Source organism: Streptomyces sp. NPDC060209, assembly GCF_042728155.1.
Lineage (GTDB): Bacteria > Actinomycetota > Actinomycetes > Streptomycetales > Streptomycetaceae > Streptomyces.
Window position 1 is genome coordinate 1 of the sequence record NZ_JBHWZS010000093.1, and the last position, 18,698, is coordinate 18,698.

General features: G+C 72.5%; 16 protein-coding genes. 3 read left to right on the forward strand and 13 right to left on the reverse strand.

The features are described 5' to 3' along the window. Nucleotides 1-88 precede the first annotated feature (88 nt). From ACFWFI_RS19325 to ACFWFI_RS19355, 7 genes are all read right to left on the reverse strand, one after another. Nucleotides 89-1,156: a CU044_5270 family protein gene (locus ACFWFI_RS19325; RefSeq protein WP_387391457.1), complete on the reverse strand. Its 1,068-nt coding sequence runs from the start codon at nt 1,154-1,156 to the stop codon at nt 89-91. After that, a complete protein-coding gene (locus ACFWFI_RS19330) occupies nt 1,153-1,821 on the reverse strand; it encodes an RNA polymerase sigma factor (protein WP_387391460.1) in 669 nt (222 codons plus the stop codon). The genes ACFWFI_RS19325 and ACFWFI_RS19330 overlap by 4 nt, the downstream gene beginning before the upstream one ends. Before the next feature lie 175 nt (nt 1,822-1,996). Then, nucleotides 1,997-3,139, reverse strand: a complete 1,143-nt coding sequence (locus ACFWFI_RS19335; RefSeq protein WP_387391462.1) for a C40 family peptidase — start codon at nt 3,137-3,139, stop codon at nt 1,997-1,999. 170 nt (nt 3,140-3,309) lie between these two features. Next, nucleotides 3,310-5,895 carry an outer membrane protein assembly factor BamB family protein gene (locus ACFWFI_RS19340; RefSeq protein WP_387391465.1) on the reverse strand — a complete coding sequence of 862 codons (2,586 nt, stop codon included), beginning with the start codon at nt 5,893-5,895 and terminating at the stop codon, nt 3,310-3,312. A 71-nt stretch (nt 5,896-5,966) separates the two neighbouring features. Continuing rightward, nucleotides 5,967-6,242, reverse strand: coding sequence for a hypothetical protein (locus ACFWFI_RS19345; RefSeq protein WP_387391468.1), 276 nt, complete (start codon nt 6,240-6,242; stop codon nt 5,967-5,969). 10 nt (nt 6,243-6,252) lie between these two features. Further along, entirely contained in the window at nt 6,253-7,014 is a 762-nt protein-coding gene (locus ACFWFI_RS19350) for a TetR/AcrR family transcriptional regulator (RefSeq protein ID WP_387391471.1), read from the reverse strand. Nucleotides 7,015-7,055: 41 nt separating this feature from the next. Beyond that, nucleotides 7,056-7,991: an AurF N-oxygenase family protein gene (locus ACFWFI_RS19355; protein WP_387391474.1), complete on the reverse strand. Its 936-nt coding sequence runs from the start codon at nt 7,989-7,991 to the stop codon at nt 7,056-7,058. 189 nt (nt 7,992-8,180) lie between these two features. On the opposite strand from ACFWFI_RS19355, the gene ACFWFI_RS19360 reads away from it, so the two are divergent. The 3 genes from ACFWFI_RS19360 to ACFWFI_RS19370 all read left to right on the forward strand — a co-directional run bounded on the left by ACFWFI_RS19360 (nt 8,181) and on the right by ACFWFI_RS19370 (nt 11,137). Beyond that, complete coding sequence (locus ACFWFI_RS19360; RefSeq protein WP_387391477.1) at nt 8,181-9,290, forward strand: ferritin-like domain-containing protein; 1,110 nt, start codon at nt 8,181-8,183, stop codon at nt 9,288-9,290. Nucleotides 9,291-9,356: 66 nt separating this feature from the next. After that, nucleotides 9,357-10,256, forward strand: a complete 900-nt coding sequence (locus ACFWFI_RS19365) for an ADP-ribosylglycohydrolase family protein (RefSeq protein WP_387391480.1) — start codon at nt 9,357-9,359, stop codon at nt 10,254-10,256. 77 nt (nt 10,257-10,333) lie between these two features. Continuing rightward, nucleotides 10,334-11,137 carry a hypothetical protein gene (locus ACFWFI_RS19370; RefSeq protein WP_387391482.1) on the forward strand — a complete coding sequence of 268 codons (804 nt, stop codon included), beginning with the start codon at nt 10,334-10,336 and terminating at the stop codon, nt 11,135-11,137. Here ACFWFI_RS19370 and ACFWFI_RS19375 read toward each other — a convergent pair. The 6 genes from ACFWFI_RS19375 to ligD all read right to left on the reverse strand — a co-directional run bounded on the left by ACFWFI_RS19375 (nt 11,106) and on the right by ligD (nt 18,663). Beyond that, nucleotides 11,106-12,194, reverse strand: coding sequence for an amidase family protein (locus ACFWFI_RS19375; RefSeq protein WP_387391484.1), 1,089 nt, complete (start codon nt 12,192-12,194; stop codon nt 11,106-11,108). The genes ACFWFI_RS19370 and ACFWFI_RS19375 overlap by 32 nt on opposite strands. A gap of 45 nt (nt 12,195-12,239) precedes the next feature. Beyond that, nucleotides 12,240-13,697 (reverse strand): peptidoglycan D,D-transpeptidase FtsI family protein, encoded by a 1,458-nt coding sequence (locus tag ACFWFI_RS19380; protein ID WP_387391486.1) that lies wholly within the window; start codon nt 13,695-13,697, stop codon nt 12,240-12,242. Continuing rightward, a complete protein-coding gene (locus ACFWFI_RS19385; protein WP_387391488.1) occupies nt 13,694-15,058 on the reverse strand; it encodes an FtsW/RodA/SpoVE family cell cycle protein in 1,365 nt (454 codons plus the stop codon). The genes ACFWFI_RS19380 and ACFWFI_RS19385 overlap by 4 nt, the downstream gene beginning before the upstream one ends. Nucleotides 15,059-15,140: 82 nt before the next feature. Next, entirely contained in the window at nt 15,141-15,461 is a 321-nt protein-coding gene (locus ACFWFI_RS19390; RefSeq protein ID WP_383563391.1) for a zinc ribbon domain-containing protein, read from the reverse strand. Then, nucleotides 15,458-17,587 carry a PBS lyase gene (locus tag ACFWFI_RS19395; RefSeq protein ID WP_387391491.1) on the reverse strand — a complete coding sequence of 710 codons (2,130 nt, stop codon included), beginning with the start codon at nt 17,585-17,587 and terminating at the stop codon, nt 15,458-15,460. The genes ACFWFI_RS19390 and ACFWFI_RS19395 overlap by 4 nt, the downstream gene beginning before the upstream one ends. 182 nt (nt 17,588-17,769) lie before the next feature. Further along, a complete protein-coding gene (gene ligD / locus ACFWFI_RS19400; protein WP_387391493.1) occupies nt 17,770-18,663 on the reverse strand; it encodes a non-homologous end-joining DNA ligase in 894 nt (297 codons plus the stop codon). Between the last annotated feature and the right edge of the window lie 35 nt (nt 18,664-18,698).

The window sequence follows — 18,698 nt, forward strand, 5'->3', positions numbered from 1 at the left end:
CGCCGCCGCCCTGCGCCTCGCCGGCGCCGTCGAGGACGCGTACGCGGGCCGGGGCGCGTAGCCACGCCCCGGCAGCTCCCTGTCGGGATCAGGCCGTCGTCGACGGATCCTCGCGGAGGGCGTCGACCACCGCGCGCTCCAGGACCGCCGACACGTGGACCAGGGTGCCCTTGCTGCCCATGGAGGTGTCCCTGATGAGGTAGCTCCGTTCGCCCAGGTACTCCAGGGTGGTCGAGTCGAAGATCCAGGCGGTGCGCTCACCGGTCCGGGTGTTGTCGCGGGCCACACCGATCCCGTGCCGGCCGGCCGCGTCCACCGCGTCGGAATCCTCGGTCACGCCGGGGATCTTCGCGGCGGCCTTGTAGAGGGCGGCCGCGGTCCTCGGAGGCATCACCGTCTCCCGCAGCAGCTCACCGATGGCGTCGAAGGCGTCCTGGGCCTGGTCCCGGTCCTCGGCCGGGGTGTCGCGCGAGTCCTGGTCCCGGGTGATCTCGGTGGTGAGCCGCCGGAGCAGGACGTCGGGCTCGGTGGGCAGTGAGGCCAGCCACGCGTACGTCGGCCGGTCGAGGCCGGCCGGGTAGCCGACGGCGGGCTCGCCGTCCGGGACCCCGACGGTGATCGGGATGTACGAGCCGTCCTGGTGGATCAGGCCGACGTCGATCACCGGACCCGCCGTCTGCGCCATCCAGACCTCACGCTCGCGGGGCTCGGTCAGCTTCACCGGGCCACCGAACTTGCCCTCGTTCCCGGTCTGCAATGTCCTGACGTACACGAACTGGTCGCCGGTGACCGTCTGTTCGCTGCTCCTCCCGGCGACCGACGCGATCCGGTCGAGCAATACGGCCGCGCCACGAGGGGCGGTGGCCGTGCCCGAGGCGGAAGGTGCCGGAGCGCTGTCCTGGCCGGCCACGGCGAGCGTGGTCAGCAGCACCCCGCCCAGGGCCAGTCCGACGGCGGGCAGCAGGACGGCGGGGCGCAGGAGGCGGGGGCGGGGGCGAGCGGTGGCGCGGTCGCCGTCCTGGTCGATCAGACGCATCAGGGTGTCCTTGTGGTGGAGATGACGGCCCGGGGGGAGGTCCCGTTCGGCCGGGGCCGGCAACAGCCGGGCCAGTTCCTCGCGTTCGGCCCGCCCGGGGCCGGAGGTGCGGTCGTTCATCGGGCTTCCTCCTGGATGGGCAGGGCCACGAACGCGGCCCTGCTCCCTACCTCTCCGCGGCCTGGGCGGGGTTCCCTTCCGGGTCGGACCGCTTCTCCGGGGCGTGCGTCTCGCGCGGCCCCGTCCGGTATCCGGCCGAGTTCCTCGTCGGTGAGCCGCCGCAGCCGGTTGCGGGCACGGGACAGCCGCGACCGCACCGTGCCCACCGGGATGCCCAGGGCCTCGGCGGCCTCGGCGTAGTCCAGCCCGGACCAGACGCAGAGGAGCAGCACCTCGCGTTCCTGGCGGCGGAGCCCGCCCAGCGCCTGCTGGACCGCGGCGAGCCGCCGTGCGTCGTCGACGCGTCCGGCCGTGGCGTCCGCGATGTCCGCCACCGGTTCCGGGGCGGGGCGGCGGGCCAGGAAGGCCAGGCGCCGCCCTGTACCGCGTTTTGCGTTGCGCGCTCTGTTCGTGGCGATCCCGAGCAGCCACGGCCGCAGCGAGTCGCCGTCCGGCTCGACGGCATGACGGGTACGCCAGGCGGCCAGGAAGGTCTCGGACATGACATCCTCGGCCGTCGACCAGTCGCCCGTCAGCCGGTAGGCGTGGTTGTAGACCGCCCGCGCGTGCTCCTCGTAGAGCGCGGCGAACGCCTCGCGGTCGCCCGCCCTGATTCGTGCACGCATGCGCTCCCGATCTCCCTGTTCAGTAGACCTCACACCACCTACCTCTCCGGCCGGGCCGAGGGGTTCCGGTGACCTGTGCCACACCGCGGGCGGGGCCACTGGTGCCGGACGGCAGTGTGAGGGAACGCGCGCAGCGTGAGCTGAACAGGCACAGACGAACGCGCCGGCCCGGTTCTCACGCCTCCGGGGCGTCGTATCCGGTGTCCGCCCCCGAGGTTGCGTCCTCGGGCAGTTCCGGCAGCGTGTACGCGCTCAGCGGCTCGCTGTCCGGGTCGGGGCGGACAGCCCCGAGCAGAGGGTTCGAGGCCAGTGGTGAGACCTTCACCGTGGCTCCGGGCCTGGGCGCCTGCACCACCAGGCCGTTGCCGATGTAGAGCGCGACGTGAGTCGCCTTCGGGAAGTAGACCACCAGATCGCCGGGGCGCAGCGAGCCGACCGGCACCTTCGGCAGCCGGCGCCACTGTTCCTGCGAGGTGCGCGGGATGTCCCGGCCCGCAGCCGACCAGGCCTGCGACGTGAGCCCGGAGCAGTCGTACGACTCCGGCCCCTCCGCGCCCCACACGTACGGCTTGCCGATCTGCTCGACGGCGTAGCGGACGGCCTCCCCGCCCTCCTCGGACGGCGGGCGGACCGAGCTGAGTGCCCCCGAAGCCGTGAGCGCGTCCTGGGCCTCGCCGATGTTCTTCTCCTCAAGCGCTGACAGAGCGGCGAGCTGCTCGGCCGACAGGGAGGCCAGCATCGTCTCGATGCCCTTCAGCCGGGACTGCACGGTGTCGTGCTGCTTCTTCTGCTGTGCGGCCAGCACCCGCTGCCGTTCCTGTGCCGCGCGGGACTTGGCAGCCAGGACCTCCGCGTGCCTCTCCGCCCCGGTCAGCCGGTCGACGACGGCCGAACGGCCGGCCTGGGCGCGCTCGATGACATGGCTCTGTTCCAGGGCGCGGGACGGGTCCTCGGCCAGCAGCAGCCGCAGGTACACGGAGAAGTCGGTGCGCCCCTGGTACTGGTCACGTGCCAGTCGCCCGGCGTCGCGGCGTCCGGTGTCCAGGGCCGTCCGGGCCCTGGCCACATCGCCGCGCAGTTTCCTTGCCTCGGCCGCCCGCTTCTTCAGCTCTTCCTCGGTGCCGTTGTAGAGCTCGCCGGCCTCCTCGGCCTTCTGATAGAGCGTCTGCAACTGCTTCAGCAGCCCGGCCACGCTCTGCGGAGCCGGTCCGGCAGCCGGTGCGGGTTCCGGTCCGGACGGCTCGGCGACGGCGGGGGAGGCGGCGACGACCGCGGCCAGTGCCGCCGTGCAGAGGGCGCGTGTGATTCTGCCCGACACGAGATCACCTCCGGTGTCTGGGGCGACGCCGATTAATCGGACTACCCCACAAGTGCTCGGATCTCGTCCATCCGGTCACTCGGCCGCGGGTGATGCAAGAACCTCCCGGCGTGCCGCCCGGGGCGTGCCCCGAACGGCGGACTCCAGGTGGCGCGGGCGTGAGCCGCCGGTCACTCCACGGGGAAGGCGTAGAAGGCCCGTTCCCGCTGGACGACGGAGGTCTTCCCGGCGGCCAGCACCCGGTAGGGCGCGCTGACCGTGGCGCCCTTCGGGTCCTGGGTCCCGATGTCCTGGAACTTCCACAGCCGGCGCCCGTCCGCCGCGGCGAAAGCGGTCACCTGGGAGGCGTCCGCGGCGAGCAGCGTCCTACCGCCGCCGCTCAGCGTGAGCGTGGGGGCGTCGCCGCCGAGCGGAACCTCGGTGGACCGCCGCCAGAGCAGCTTTCCGGTCGCCCGCTCGACCGCCCCGACCTCCTGGTCGCGGTTCGTGATGTGGAGCAGCTTCCCGGCCGGGACAGGCGTACCGAAGGCGGACGGCGCAGTGCCGTTCAGCGTCCAGACCGGCTTCCCGGTACCCGTCTCGAAGGCCTGCAGACCGGCGCCCACCGCGCCGTAGAGCTGCCCCTCCTGGTCACCTGCCGCCGCGCCGGCAGGTGCGACCGCGCCGAACTGCCGGTTCCACAGGAGCTTCCCCGTGGCGCGGTCGAAGGAGAGGAAGAACGCCTTGCCCTTGCCCGCCGCGACGTCGGCGGGGGTGAGCGTGCCCGCGTCCTGGCGTACGAGGAGGTCGGCGTTCCTGACGGCGATGAGCCGGTAGGAAGGGGTGCCGGGGGCCCGGCCCGCGGGGACGGCGACGCGCCAGAGCTCCTTGCGCCGCACGACGTCGTACGCGAAGAAGTACGCCTTGACGACCTGTGTGTCCTTGCCGGGCTTCTTGCCCTTCTTCGGCTTCGGCGCCTTCACGATGACGGTGTGGGAGCCGGTGAACCAGAGGACGGACCCGGACAGGCCGGTGAGCGGGGCCACCTTCATGTTCGGTACGCCGGTGAACTGGTCCACGAAGCGCACCCGGTGCTCGATCCGCCCGTCCTTCGGTGACAGCCAGAGGAATTCCGTCGGGGTCGCCAGGAAGCAGAGGCCGTCCCCGGCCGCCAGGACCGCTTGGGCCCCGGCTGCGTCGGCACGCTCCCAGAGCTTCCGCCCGGTGCGGAGGTCGACGGCGGTCGCCCCGGCCGTGTCCGTCAGCACCAGCAGCTTGTCCTGCCAGACGCCCGCGGTGAGCGGCGCCGGCGCGGAGGCCGGCCGGGTGTACGTCCACCGGGGATCCGGCGCCCGGCCGGGAACGGTGGGCCGGGGCTCGGCCGACGGCTTGTCGTCGGCGGCGGTGGCGGGCTCGTCGGATCCCAGCACGGACACGGCGGCCCCGCCCAGGACCAGTCCGGCCGCACCGACGGCGACGGTGGTGAGCAGCGCCCGCCGGCCGGGGGCCGGGACGGACGCGGCGCGCGGCGCGGCGGTGGGCGGCGCCGCGGCGGGCAGAGCCGGTGGGAGCGGGGCGGGCGCGCCCTGCGCGGCGGGGTACGCGTACGGGTAGGGCTGTGCGGGTGCGGGTGCGGGCGGCAGGGCGGTTGCCGGGGAGAGCGGGGGTGCGGCGCCGGTCGCTTCACGGGGGACGGCGAGCTGTGTCGTCGCCCGGTCGGACTGCGGGGCGCGCGCCCCGGTCCCCAGGAAGCGCGTGGTCCGGCTGTCCTCACCGATGTCCCCGCTGCCGTCGACGGTGGGCGCGCCGCTGTCCGTGGGCACAGCGTCCGTGGGCACCTTGTCCTCGACGGGGGCCGGCACCGCGTCCTGGACCGGGTCCACCGGCGCCTCCAGGACCCGCACCCGCGCGGCCTGGTCCGTCACGGCGGCCGACAGCGGTCCCGGAAGCCAGCCGCCCTTGGCGAGGCCCGCGGCACCCTCCAGCGCCAGTTCCGCGGCTACCGATCCCGCAGCGGGCCGGCCGTCCGGGTCCTTGGCCAGACAGCCCGCGATCAGGGTGCGCAACTCGGCAGGTACGGACCCGAGTTCGGCGGATCCGTGGGCGATCCGCTCTGCCGCCTCCTCCACGGGGCCGTCGGCGAGCGGGGTCGTCCCGGTCGCCGCGTACGCCAGCAGCAGGCCCAGGACGAACAGGTCTGACGCCGGGCCCACTTCCTTGCCCTCGACCTGCTCGGGGGTGAGATAGCCCAGCCGTACGGACAGCTGCCCGCCCTCCCGGGCCTCGGCGGAGGCGGCAGCCCCCAGAGGCCCGAACGCGGTCAGCCGGGGGCCGTCCTCGGCCAGCAGCACCGTGTCCGGCGCCAGCCCCTGGAGCACGGCCCCGGTGGCGTGCACCCGGGAGAGCGTCTCGGCCAGGCCCGCGCCCAGTATCCGCACGGCACGCTCGGGCAGCGGTCCGGCGAGGCCGATCGCCTCGGCGAGAGTCACCGCGGGGACATAGGCCGTGGCCGTCCACAGGCCGTCGTCCTCGGGGGAGGCGAGCGGCGGCTGCACCCAGCCACCGGCCAGCCGCTCGGCGGTGCGGGCCTCGGACCGGAAGCGGCGCCGGAAGGCGGGCAGGGAGGCGAGGGCGGGCCGGGCGGCCGACACCACGGCGAGATCGTCGCGGTCCAGGCCCCGGGCCAGGTAGTGCACGGCGCTCGCGCTCTCGCGGAAGCGCACCAGCGCGGTGTACGGGCCGAAGTGGCGTGGATCGTCCTGACGCAGCGCCTCCATGGCGCACCCCCCTTGTCACCGTGCCCTCGGCACCTGACCGCCGATCTTACGGGCGCGGGTGCGGATGCCGCTCAGGACCCGCTGCGGGGCCTGTTCCAGGGCCACTTGGGGGTGAAACGCTCACGGCCGTCGGGGGCGAATTCGTACACCCAGCCGCGCTGCAGCCCGAGCCGCTTCGAATAGCCCGCCGGAGTGCGCCGGTAGGCGTACACGGTCGCGGGGCCGCCGTCGGCGTCCGGCACCGGGACCTCGTACCACTTGGGCGGATGACCGGTCGGCCCGAGCAGGACGGGCAGCACCCGGCCGTCCAGGGGGCCGCCGCGGAAGGGCGTGTTCTCGCTTTTCACCGGGCCAGTGTCACCCAGGCGGCAGCAGATGTGCCGCGTGCCCTGCCACCGGGATGATCAGGGCCGCGAGGCGCCCTGCCGGACCGTCGGCGGTCTCCTGGCTCAACAGGGCCGCCACCACGGCTTCCGTCTCCTCGTCCGAGGCCGCCGTGACCGCGAGCAGGGCCATCAGATGGTCGACCAGCCAGCCCCGCAGGTCGGAGGCCGACGGCTGCTTCTCCTCGTCCAGCCAGATCAGGGACGCAGCCTCCACGGCCGCGATCCAGGTGCGCACCATCATCCGCAGGCGTGGTCCGGCGGGTTCCTGCCCCGGGCCGCCGCCCCGGCCCAGGTGGAGCAGGATCTGCTCCGCCGCCGACCGGCGGACGCCGTCCACGATCGTGGACGTGCGCGAGGTCTCGGCCACGCTGCCGCCACGCAGCAACGCGCTGAAACCGGCGTCGTGCTGATCGACGAAGCCGAGGTAGCGGTCCAGGACCCGGCTGACCCGCTCGGTGGGCGGGCCCACGGCGGGTTCCGAGAAGCAGAGCGTCAGCTGCTCGGCGGCCGAACCGAGGGCGGCCTCGTACAACTGCTGCCTGCCGCCGGGGAAGTAGCGGTAGACCAGCGGACGGGAGACCCCGGCGGCCGCCGCCACCTCGTCGATCGACACGTCGTCCGGTGCCCGGTGGGCGAAGAGCGTCAGTGCCGCGCCCAGCAGTTGGGCGCGGCGTTCCTCGACACCCAGGCGACGGTACGCGCGGGCCGGCGGTGCTGCGGGTGCGGAGGTCATACTCCGAAGCCTAAGCGCTCCCTCCGGAAGGGGGAGCGGCCTCAGGCCAGCAGGCCCGAACTCTTCCACAGCCTGCGGCCCACCCCGTTGAGCACACCGATGTCGTCGAAGAAGTCGGTGAGGCGCTTCGCCCCCGTCTGCATGACCTCCGCCCGGTGGCCGCTCGCCTTCACCTGCGCGACGGCCTCGTGGCGGTCCAGGCCGACGTTCTCGTAGACCTGCGGGTTGACGAAGCAGACGGAGAAGACACGTGCCGCCTCACCGCAGTTGAGCCGGGTCAGCCGCCGCTCCCAGAGGGGCGCGGTCACCATCTGGCGGCGCAGTTCCTCGCGGGCGTAGCGCACATGCCTGGCCTCCTCGACGACATGGATGCGGGTCACTCCGCGTACGAGCGACTGGACGCGCTCGTCGGGGAAGGTGAGCCGCTGCATCCAGTCCAGGATCTCCTCGCCGAGCAGGGTCGCGGCGAACGAACCGGGGGTGGTGGAGATGGTCTTCAGCACCCGCGCCAGGTTGTGATAGCGCCGGGGGACCGGGTAGGCGGGCGCCCCGCCCCACTCGATCATGCGGGCGAACATCATGGAGTGCCGGCACTCGTCGGCTATCTCGGTGAGGGCGTAACGGACGTGCTTGCTGGTCACGGACTTGTCATAGATGTGCCGGACGAGCAGCTGCATCAGGATGATCTCGAACCAGATCCCGAGCGATGCCAGCGACGCCGCCTCGTGGCGCGCCAGGTCCATCCGCTGCTCCTCCGACATCTTCCGCCACAGCGGGGTGTCGTAGAGGGAGACCAGCTCGGGTGGCCAGAACCACTTGCCCTCCTCGACGGCCGAATCCCAGTCGAGCTCGGTGTCCGGATCGAAGGAGTGCTTGGCCGAGGCCTCGAGCAGGCGGGCCGCGACCTGTTCGCGGTCCTTGAGCGGGCCGAGCGCGTCGCGGAGCGCCTGGATGTCCTCGTCGGTCACTGTCGTCATCGCTGAAGGCACCTCGCACATGGGTTACCGGCGGTCAGGTTTCCGGTCAGGAATTATGAGACTGCCTGTCAGCAAGGCAGTCAATCCCCTGTGCACGACTTGTTGACCGCGCGTCTACCAACGTGTGAACCTGCCAACTGACGTCAGCACCACGGAATGCACGATCCTCGCCAGGCGAAGGAGCTGTCCGTGTCGACACACGACCTCTACACCACCGCACCCCCCGCGCCGACATGGCAGGTGCCTGCCACCGGAGCGGCCCGGTTCAGCTGGGACTACGACGACGGCCGTGAACGCCTCCTCGCCCTCTACCAGAAGGGCAAGGACAAGCAGTGGGACGGCAACAAGCGCATCGACTGGAGCCTGGAGGTCGACCCCGCCGACCCGCTCGGCACCCCGGACGAGGCACTCACGCTCTACGGCACCCCGCACTGGGCGAAGATGACCGAGCGGGACCGCGGCGAACTGCGCAGGCACTACACCTCCTGGCAGTTCAGCCAGTTCCTGCACGGTGAGCAGGGCGCCATGGTCTGCGCCGCCCGGATCGTGGAGTCGGTCCCCGACCTGGACGCGAAGTTCTACTCCGCGACCCAGACGATGGACGAGGCGCGGCACGCGGAGATCTACGGCCGCTTCCTGCACGAGAAGGTCGGGATGCTCTACCCGATCAACGACAACCTCCAGGGACTGCTCGGCGACACCCTGCGTGACTCCCGCTGGGACATGCCCTACCTCGGTATGCAGGTCCTCATCGAAGGGCTGGCGCTCGCCGCGTTCGGCATGATCCGCGACACCACCACCAGGCCGCTGCCCAAGCAGATCCTCGCCTACGTCATGCAGGACGAGGCCCGGCACGTGGCCTTCGGACGCATGGCGCTGCGCGACTACTACAAGCAGTTGAGCGACGCCGAACTGCGCGAGCGCGAGGAGTTCGTCATCGAGGGCTGCTACCTGATGCGCGACCGGCTCAGCGGTGTGGAGGTCCTGGAGAACTTCGGCATCGGCAAGCAGGAGGCCAAGGACCTCTCCGAGCACTCGGAGTACCTGCAGCTCTTCCGCAAGCTGTTGTTCAGCCGGATCGTCCCCTGTGTCAAGGACATCGGCCTCTGGGGCGAACGGCTCCAGAAGGCCTACGTAGACATGGGTGTGTTCGAGCTGGGCGACTCGAATCTGGACCTGCTGATGGCCCAGGACGAGGAGATAGCCGAGCAACTGGACCGCGACCGCTTCGCGGTGGAGGAGCAGGCGCGGGTCGCGGAGGTCGCGGAGGCGATAGCGGACGGCGGCACCGAACGCTGAACGCCCCGCCCGCACCGGTGGCCGGCCCGGACAAACGGATGTACGCCGCCGGGCCGCCCGGAGAGTATGAGGGCCATGAACTCGACCTCCCGCACAGGGGATGCGGCCGCCGCGCGCCGAAGCCTCGAAGCGCTCGCGCTCGGCGACGCCTTCGGGGAGCGGTGGTTCCCGCTCTTCCGGCCGCCCCGGCAGGCGTACGCCGAGGTCCGCGCGCGCCGAACCCCGCCCGAGCCGGTGTGGCACTGGACCGACGACACCGCGCTGGCCTTCGCCCTGCACCGGGTCCTGGACGAGTGCGGGCGGGTCGACCAGGACCGGCTCGCCCGGTACTTCGCCCTGGCCTTCGCGGTGGACCCCGCCCGTGGCTACGGCCATGGCATGCACATCCTCCTCCCGGAGCTGCTGGCCTCGCCGGGTGACTGGCGGACCCTGGCCCCCGGGCTCTTCGAGGGCGGCAGCCTCGGAAACGGAGCGGCGATGCGGGTCGCGCCGCTCGGAGCGCGCTTCCACGCGGATGTCGGCCGGGCCGTCGAACAGGCCGCGCTCTCGGCGGTCGTCACCCACGCCCATCCGGAGGGCGTCGCCGGCGCGGTGGCGCTGGCTGTCGCGGCGGCACTGTCGGTACGCGGTGAGTTCACGCTGGAGGCGGTCGCGGCGCGCACTCCGGAGGGGCCGGTGCGGGAGGGCGTGCTCCGTGCCGCGGAGGTGCCGTTCGCCACGGAGCCGTGGAAGGCCGCCGACCTCCTGGGCAACGGACGGCGCATCAGGGCCGACGACACGGTGCCGTTCGCACTGTGGACCGCCGCCCGGCACCCGGACGACCTGGAGGGGGCCCTGTGGGCTACGGCGGACGGCTTCGGGGACGTGGACACGACGTGTGCCATCACCGGAGGCGTCGTAGGGGCGGCGGCCGGGGTGGAGGATGCTCCTGCCGAGTGGCGCGCGCGGCTGGAACCGCTGAGCTGACGGGGCATACCTTTCGAGCTGGTGCCGATAGCCCGTACGTCGAATTCCTGTTCTCCGTGGCGACGTAACGTGAGCGCATGAGCATGCCGCCACAAGGTCCGTACGGGCCGCCTCAGTCCCCGCCCCCGCACGGTCCGTACGGGCAGCAGCCCCCGCCCGGCCCCTACCCGCCGCAGCCCCAGGGGGCCCCCGGCCCGTGGGGGCAGCCGGGAATGCAGCCGGGAATGCCCGGATGGCCGCCGCAGCAGCCGCGCAGGAGACGGACGGGGCTCGTCGTCGGTCTCGTGCTCGGGGCGTCCGTCCTCGTCGTGGGAATCGGCTTCGGAGCGTTCCAGCTGGTCGACAAGGGGGCGGACGCGGTGTTCCCCCCGGCCACGCACGAGCTCGTGGTGCAAAAGAAGGTGCTGGACGAGGAGTTCACCCTCGGCCAGGACCTGTCGGACACGGAGGGCAAGGAGATCGAGGAGGCCCCCGATCCGAGCGTCCGGGACGGGAAGGCCGCCGTCGCGCAGTACACGTCCGACGAAGGCGGTGTCCTGGTCCTCTCGGGGATGTACGGACGGCTGGCGAGCCCCGCGTTGACACGTGACCAGATCATGAAGGGCGCGGCCGAGGCAGAGGGCGCGAAAGTGGTCGTGCCGGCCAAGGCTTTCGAGCCCGACGGCTACGGCATCACGGTGGAGTGCCAGGTCGTGCGCTGGACGGACCTCGGCACGACGACCAATGCGCCGATGTGCGCCTGGGGCGACGCCAACACCGCGGCCATGGTGGCCGTGATCCGCCCTGGCGAGGTGGTGAAGGACGCGGGGTCCATCGACCTGGTGAAGGCCGCCGAGGAGACGGCGAAGGTCAGGGCGGAGATCCGGAAGCCGATCGGCTGAGGGGCGTCCGGCCGAGCGCACGCTCCAGCGCGCGGGCGATGCCGAGCAGCGCCGCGTCCGTTCCCCGGCCGGTCACCAGTTGGAGCCCCGCGGGGCAGCCGTCCGCCGTGAAGCCGGCGGGCAGGCTCGCCGCCGGATGGCCGCTGAGGTTGAACGCCCAGGTGAGTGCGGTGGAATAGACGTCCCCCGGGCCCTCGTGGCCGTGCGGCGGGGTGGGCGCGACCGGGGTGAGCAGCAGCGGCGTGCGCGCGAAGAGAGCGTCGAGCGTGCGGTCGTTGGCCGCGCGGAGCCGCTCCGTGGAGGGGGTCGGGCTGCCCCCGCGCACCGCGAACCACGCCTCCGCCGGGTCGAGCAGTTCGCAGGAGCCGGGCACGAGGCGTACCGCTCCGGCGGACACCAGGCGGCCGACCGCACGCCGCGTGAGGTCCGCGATCTCCTGGGTGACCGGGGCGAATCCCAGGTCGGGGCTGTAGACGGCCGGAACGGGGAGCCGTGCGGGCTGCGGCGCGTACCCGTCCGTCACATGGCGCAGGTATGCCTCCGCCCGGTCCGCGGAGCTCGCGAGGACACCGGGGGACGCCAGGCCCGTGCGGTCCGGGGAGGGCAGTAGGCCCGCGGTCGTCTTCAGACCGAACACCCCGCACCATGCCGCCGGGATCCGTACCGACCCCGCCCCGTCGTTGCCGGTCGCCAGATCCACCATGCCCGCGGCGACCGCCACCGCCGACCCCGCGGACGATCCGCCCGGAGTCCGGTCGGGACGCCAGGGGTTGACCGTGCGGCCGTGCGCCCCCTGCCCCCAGGTCTGCCACGGCGTACCGGGGCCGGGGACGGAGGTCGCTCCGACCGGGACACCGCCCGCGGCGACCAGGCGGCGGGCGGCGTACGAGCGGATGCCAGTGCGGCCCTTCACCGCGAACGGCAGCCCGGCGAGAGGGAGACGGGAAGCGGCCTCCACCCGGGCCCGCGCCTCCTCGTGCCATACCTCCGTGAACGCGCAGAGCTCCGGGTCGAGCCGGCCGATCCGGGCGAGAGACGCTTCGAGAGCCGCAGTCATGGAGCCAGTCTCGGTCCTCGTGCGGCGATGGTCCCCGGACCGGCCTCAGTCGTCGAGCGCCGCCTCCATGACCGCCCGGGCGATCGGAGCCGCGTCGCCGCCCCCACTGACGTCGGCCCGGTCGGCCTCGGCGTCCTCCACGACCACCGCGACGGCGACCGCCGGGCGGCCGGAGTCGGGGGCCCGCGCCCACGCGATGAACCAGGCGTACGGGGTACCGGAGTTGTCGACTCCGTGCTGGGCGGTGCCCGTCTTCCCGCCGACGGTCACTCCGTCGATCGCAGCGTTCGTGCCGGTGCCGTCCTCCACGACGTCGATCATCATCCGCTGGAGCTGCTGCGCCGTCGCCGGGTTCATCGCCTGGCGGTACGAGTCCGAGCCCTGCTGCCGGACCGTGTCGCCGTCGTCGGTCGTCACCCGGTCCACCAGGTGGGGGCGCCGGAGATCGCCGCCGTTCGCGACCGCCGAGGCCACCATCGCCATCTGGAGCGGGGTGGCCGTCGTGTCGAACTGGCCGATCGAGGACTGGGCCAGCTGGTCGTCGCTCATGTCCGAGTCGAAGTTGCTGCGGGCCACCCGGGAGGGGATCTTCAGGTCGTTGTCGTTGAAGCCGAACCTCTCCACCGTCTCCAGCATCCCGTCCAGGCCCACCTCGACGCCGAGATGGGCCATCACCGTGTTGCAGGAGACCCGGATCGCCTCCGCCAGGGACGCCTTCTCACAGCCCCGCGCCTCGTTGGGCAGCACGGTGGAGGTACCCGGCAGGACGTACGGGGACGGGGTGTCCGTCGCCGCGTCCGGATCGGTGACCACCTGGGCGTCCAGAGCCGCCGCCGCCGTCACGATCTTGAAGGCCGAGCCGGGCGGATAGGTCTGCCGGATGGCCCGGTTGAGCATCGGCCGGCTCTGCGCCCGGTTCAGCCGCGTCCACGCGTCGGTGACGGCGGAGCCCGTGCCGGAGAGCAGCTCGGGGTCGTACGAGGGGGAGGAGACCAGCGCCAGGATCCGCCCGGTGGCCGGGTCGAGGGCGGCGACCGCGCCGCGCCGGCCGTCCAGGCCCTCGTACGCGGCGCGTTGCATCGAGTCCTCGATGGTGGTGACGACGTTGCCGCCCGGCTGCCGGCTGCGCGTGATGTCACCCCACAGCGGGAGCGGGGCCAGGATCGGGTCGGTGCCGGAGAGGATGCCGTCCTCGGCGTTCTCCAGCAGCGTGGTGCCGTACGTCTGCGAGGCGTAGCCCGTCACCGGCGCGTACAGCGGGCCGTGGCGGTAGGTGCGCTCGTACGCGAGTTGCTCGCCGGTGTTCTTCGACCCGGTGACGGGTTCGTCGCCGACCAGGATGTTGCCGCGTGGCTGGTCGTAACGGTCGATGGTGGTACGGCGGTTGGCGGAGTTGCTGTTGAGTTCGTCGGCCTCGAAGAGCTGGACACGGGCGGCGTTCGCCAGCAGGGCGAGGAGCAGGAACAGGCAGAATCCGGCGGCGCGCCGGATGTACGGGATCACTTTTCCTCCCCGGCGGGTCCGGTCTCGGCGGGGGGACCAGGCGTGCGGGCCACGTCGCTGACCCGGATGAGCAGCGCCACGATGATCCAGTTGGTGACCACGGACGAACCGCCCTGGGCCAGGAACGGCATCGCCATCCCGGTCAGCGGGATCAGCCCCATGACCCCGCCCGCGATCACGAAGACCTGGAGCGCCAGGATCGAGGCGAGGCCGATCGACAGCAGCCGCCCGAAAGGGTCCCGCAGGGCCAGGCCCGCCCGGAAGCCGCGGGCCACCAGCAGCGCGTACAGCAGGAAGATCGCGGTGAGCCCGGCCAGGCCGAGCTCCTCGCCCGCGGTGGCCAGGATGAAGTCGGACTTCGCGGCGAAGCCGATGAGGATGGAGTGGCCGAGCCCGAGGCCGGTGCCGAGCATGCCGCCCGCGGCGAACGCGAAGAGGGACTGGGCGAGCTGACTGGGCCCCTGGCCCGCGTCGATCGTGGCGTAAGGGTCCAGCCAGTCCTCCACCCTGCTGTGCACATGGGGTTCGAACGAGCCGACGGCGAAGGCGCCCGCGGCGGCGAGGAGCAGCCCGACGGCGATCCAGCCGGTCCTGCCGGTGGCCACGTAGAGCAGGATCACGAAGAGGCCGAAGAAGAGCAGCGAGGTGCCGAGGTCCCGTTCGAGGACGAGGACGCCGACGCTGAGCAGCCAGATCGCGACGATGGGACCCAGGACCCGGCCGGTGGGGAACTGGAGCTTCCAGATCCTGCGGCCGGTGTACGCGAGCGCGTTGCGGTTCGCGGCGAGGTACGCGGCGAAGAAGACCGCGAGGAGGATCTTGGCGAACTCGCCGGGCTGGAAGGAGAGTCCGCCGACCCGGATCCAGATCTTGGCCCCGTTCACCGCCGGGAAGAAGATCGGCACGATCATCAGCACGAGTGCCGCGGAGACCGAGAGGTACGCGTATCGCTGGAGCACCCGGTGGTCGCGCAGCAGGACGACGACGGCGATGAAGAAGGCGACCCCGAGCGTGGACCAGATCAGCTGTGTCGTCGCCGCCCGGTCGCTCGGGGTCTCCAGATCGAGGCGGTAGATCAGCACCAGACCCAGTCCGTTGAGCAGGACGGCGATGGGCAGCAGCAGCGGATCGGCGAACGGGGCGCGGAAGCGGACCGCGAGGTGGGCCAGCAGTGCGAGGAGACCGAGACCGGCGCCGTACCCGGCGACATCGGGGGGTACGGCGTTGTTCCGGGCGAGGCCGACGGCGGCGTAGCCGTAGACGGAGATGAGCACGGCCCCGATCAGGAGCGAGAGCTCGACCCCGCGCCGCTTGGGCAGGCGTAGCTCGGGCGGGCGTGAGTCCGCCGTCGTTGCGGTCATGCTCCGCAACGTAGCAAGAGGCGGGTGTTATTTCCCTTATGTCAGCTTCGTGACACTCCTTGGCAGGCGCTCCCGAGGCGGCTCAGCTCTGGTACGGGTTCTGGCCGCCGGGAGGCGCGTAGCCGGGCTGCTGCTGCGCCGCGCCGTACGGATTGCCGTCCTGTCCGCCCTGGGCCTGCGCCAGCAGCTGCTCGGCCTGCTCCTTCGGTATCTGCCGCTCCCCGCCGCAGAAGGTGCACTGCGTCGCGTACTTCGTGGAGAACGGGAACAGCGGCACGAAGAACAGCGTGAACTTGGTGACCCGCTTGCGCAGGGTGTGCGCCGCGGGATTGCCGCACCAGCCGCACACCATCGTCAGGACCGCCAGCTGATAGAGATAGCCCCGTGTACCGAAAATGATCATGATGTGGTTCCTTTCCCCGTGTGTCCCAGAAGTGCCCGCCGGCAGAGCGCCAGCAGCTTCTCGTCCTCATAAGTGTCGTGACTGCCGCATCCGCCGTCCATCGCGTTGTGACGGCGTACGGAGAGGAGCTCGGCGCGCAAGACCTGTGCCGCGTCCGACCCTGCACCAGCCGGACCCATCCGCGCCAGACATTCGGCTACCCGGACTCTGACGTGCCGGTTCTTCTCCCACGCGGAAAGGAGCACCGGCACCGCCTCACCGGCCCGTCCCGATATCTCCCACAGGGCGATCGCGGCGTCGACCCGGAGCCACAGCTCGTCGTGCGCCAGCAGGGCCCGCAGTCTGGGCGCCACCGCCTCGGCCCGCCGGCCCAGCCCGCCCAGCGCGCTCGCGGCTGCCCGGCAGTCGTGCACCTGCTCCGCCCCCAGGCCCTCGGCCAGCACCGGAAGCACCGCGCCGGCGTCACCTGTGACCGCCCACAGGGCCTCCGCCGCCTCCGTGGCCGCCGCCGTCCCGGGCCGGAGGATCAGCCGCCGCAGCTCCGGAACGGCGCAGTGGGCAGCCGGCCCGAACGAACCCAGCGCCCGCAGGGCCGCCGTACGCAGCCACTCGCCGCGGTACTCGGGTGCCCCCCGCAGCACCCGCAGCACCTCCGGAGCGGCCTCGCCCGCGCGCAGCGCCGTCAGCCCGGCGAGCAGCGGGCTCGCCCGGTCGTAAGCGCCCTCGTCCAGGCCGACCTCGCCGAGCCTGCGTCGCAGCGCCCCGGCGAGCGGGGCCGCCGCGTCGCCGAGACACCGGATCGCGAACCCCACGTCGTGCGGCACCTCCGGCCGCTCCAGAGCGGTCGCCAGTGCGGGCAGCGCCCGGGCGTCGCCCAGCCTGGCCAGCGCTTTCACCGCCGAGCCCAGGCCGGGCGGTCCGCTCGTCCACTCCTTCACCCACGCCCCGGGATCCGCCGCCACCCGCCCGGCCAGGGCGTCGGCCGCCGGTGCCGCCAGGCCGAACAGCTCCTCCAGCACATGCGAGGCGGCATCCGCGAGCCGCGGTTCCGGATCCGTGAGCTGGTCGCCGACCAGCCGCACCAGGCCCTCGTACGAACCGCGCCAGGCCCGGATCAGCCCGCCGCTCATCCTTACGGCGTCGATGCGCTGCCAGGGATCCGGGCTGCGGAGCTGGTCCATCAGCAGCGCCGTACGGTCATCCACCCGGTCGTCCAGACCGCTGTGCAGCGTCCGCAGCAGGTCGGCGGCCCACGGGGTGCTGCGGCCGGAGGGCTCCTCGGCCGACAGCTCCCGCAGCTGGCCCACCAGCGTCGGTGCGGCGGCCAGGTCCGCCGCCGCCTCGTCACCACCCGGCGCCTTCGCGGCGGACGGTTCCGGCCGGCAGGGCCGGGAGCGCAGCTCCCGCAGCAGCCCCGACACCACCCGCACGACGTCGCCGGGCAGCGCGTCCGGGGCGCACCTGGCCAGCTGGGCGAGGGCCGCCAGTCGCAGTCCGGGCGGATACGCCTCCGCGGCGAGCCGGCTCAGCCAGTCGGCCGCCCGCGCCGCGAGCGGCCGGTGGCGCAGGGCGATCCGGCCGGCGGCCTCGACGAGCGCGAGCCGCACCTCGTCGTCCGCCTCCACGGGCAGCCGCTCCCGCAGCAGCGCGAGCACTCTGCCCGGCCGGCCGTGCAGAGTGGCCAGGGCCAGCGGTGCGGCGAGCCGCACTCCCGGGTCCTCGTCGGCGACCAGCTCGAAGAACACCGCGGACCCGGCGGACACGGCGGCCGCGGCCATCGCGTAGTTCGCCACGCCCTCGATCTCGTCCTCGTCCAGTTCGTCCAGCTCGCTCTCGTCGTCCTCGTCCAGATCGATGCCGCCGATGCTGGTCAGCAGCTCGACGATGCCGCCCCGGTCCCGTATGCCCGGATCCACGGCCAGTTCGAAGAGGAACGGGATGCACGCGAGAGTGCACGCGTACACATCGCCCTGGTGGTGCACCGCGCCGTACATTCCGTCGAGCGCGCTCTCCCGCTCCGCCGGATCGGCGGAGGCGAGTCCGTAAAGGAGCCCCGGCACATCGTCGGCCGGGCCGTAGGCATGCTCCATCGAGGCCCAGTCGACCTCGTCGATCCCCGTGAACACGCCACACCCTCCCCGTGTCTTCCCTCTGCGCGGCGGACACGGCGGAACCAAGCCCGCGCAGCAGCGCCTGCGCAGAGTGTGCACCACGGCCAGGACGATCCACCCTCCACTTGCGGCCTTTCCTCGCTCGGCCCGCCCGGGTCTGTGAAAGTGCTGTGCGAGCCCTGTACTTCCGACGCCCCTCAACCCCCGGGCAGGGGCCGCGCCTGCCCGGGATCGGTCAGCGGACCGAGCAGATCCCCGTGCCGCTCCAGCCGCGCCGCCATGTCACCGGCGAGGAAGAGGAGATCATCCGGCGCCCCGCACGCCTCGATCTCGTCCCAGGTGACGGGCGCGGAGACGGTCGGGCTGCCCTTCGCGCGCAGGGTGTACGGGGCAGCGGTGGTCTTCGCCGCGGCGTTCTGGCTGAAATCCACGAACACCTTCCCCGGGCGCAGCGCACGCGTCATCCGGTGCACGGCCAGCTCGGGCAGCGCGCCCTGCGCCTGGACCGCCAGCGTCTTCGCGTAGGCCGTCACCTCCTCGGAGGGGGTGGGCTCCAGGGGGACGAGCAGATGCAGCCCCTTGGAGCCGGAGGTCTTCCCGTACGAGGACAGCCCGTCCTCCGACAGCCGGTCCCGCAGCCAGAGGGCGACCGCACAGCACTCGACGACGCTCGCGGGCGGCCCGGGGTCCAGGTCGAACACCATCCGGTCGGCCACGGCGGGGGAGTCCTGCCGCCACTGATGGGTGTGGAACTCCACCACCAGGTTCGCCGCCCACATCAGCGACGGCAGGTCCTGGGCGAGCACCTGCCGGGCTCCGGGGTCGTCGCTGCGGGGGACCGGGGCCGTGCGCACCCAGTCGGGCGTACCGGGCGGCGGATTCTTGGTGAAGAAGCGCAGCCCCTCCGGGCCGTCCGGGTACCGCAGGAAGGACAGCGGGCGGTCCCGCAGGTGCGGCAGCATCGCACCCGCCGCCGTGGCCGCGTAGTAGTGCAGCACCTCGCCCTTGGTCGTACCGGTGGCCGGGTACAGCACCTTGTCGAGATTGCTGAGCGCCAGGCGCCGCCCCTCCACCTCTGTGATCGGCGTCATACGATAAGAATCACATGAAATCGTACGGATGAGGT

What these genes read in the sequence shown, in the direction of transcription:
- ACFWFI_RS19325 (WP_387391457.1), bottom strand. Translation starts at nt 1,156, where the DNA reads ATGAACGACCGCACCTCCGGCCCCGGGCGGGCCGAACGCGAGGAACTG.
- ACFWFI_RS19330 (WP_387391460.1), bottom strand. Translation starts at nt 1,821, where the DNA reads ATGCGTGCACGAATCAGGGCGGGCGACCGCGAGGCGTTCGCCGCGCTC.
- ACFWFI_RS19340 (WP_387391465.1), bottom strand. Translation starts at nt 5,895, where the DNA reads ATGGAGGCGCTGCGTCAGGACGATCCACGCCACTTCGGCCCGTACACC.
- ACFWFI_RS19350 (WP_387391471.1), bottom strand. Translation starts at nt 7,014, where the DNA reads ATGACCTCCGCACCCGCAGCACCGCCGGCCCGCGCGTACCGTCGCCTG.
- ACFWFI_RS19355 (WP_387391474.1), bottom strand. Translation starts at nt 7,991, where the DNA reads ATGACGACAGTGACCGACGAGGACATCCAGGCGCTCCGCGACGCGCTC.
- ACFWFI_RS19365 (WP_387391480.1), top strand. Translation starts at nt 9,357, where the DNA reads ATGAGGGCCATGAACTCGACCTCCCGCACAGGGGATGCGGCCGCCGCG.
- ACFWFI_RS19370 (WP_387391482.1), top strand. Translation starts at nt 10,334, where the DNA reads ATGAGCATGCCGCCACAAGGTCCGTACGGGCCGCCTCAGTCCCCGCCC.
- ACFWFI_RS19375 (WP_387391484.1), bottom strand. Translation starts at nt 12,194, where the DNA reads ATGACTGCGGCTCTCGAAGCGTCTCTCGCCCGGATCGGCCGGCTCGAC.
- ACFWFI_RS19385 (WP_387391488.1), bottom strand. Translation starts at nt 15,058, where the DNA reads ATGACCGCAACGACGGCGGACTCACGCCCGCCCGAGCTACGCCTGCCC.
- ACFWFI_RS19390 (WP_383563391.1), bottom strand. Translation starts at nt 15,461, where the DNA reads ATGATCATTTTCGGTACACGGGGCTATCTCTATCAGCTGGCGGTCCTG.
- ligD (WP_387391493.1), bottom strand. Translation starts at nt 18,663, where the DNA reads ATGACGCCGATCACAGAGGTGGAGGGGCGGCGCCTGGCGCTCAGCAAT.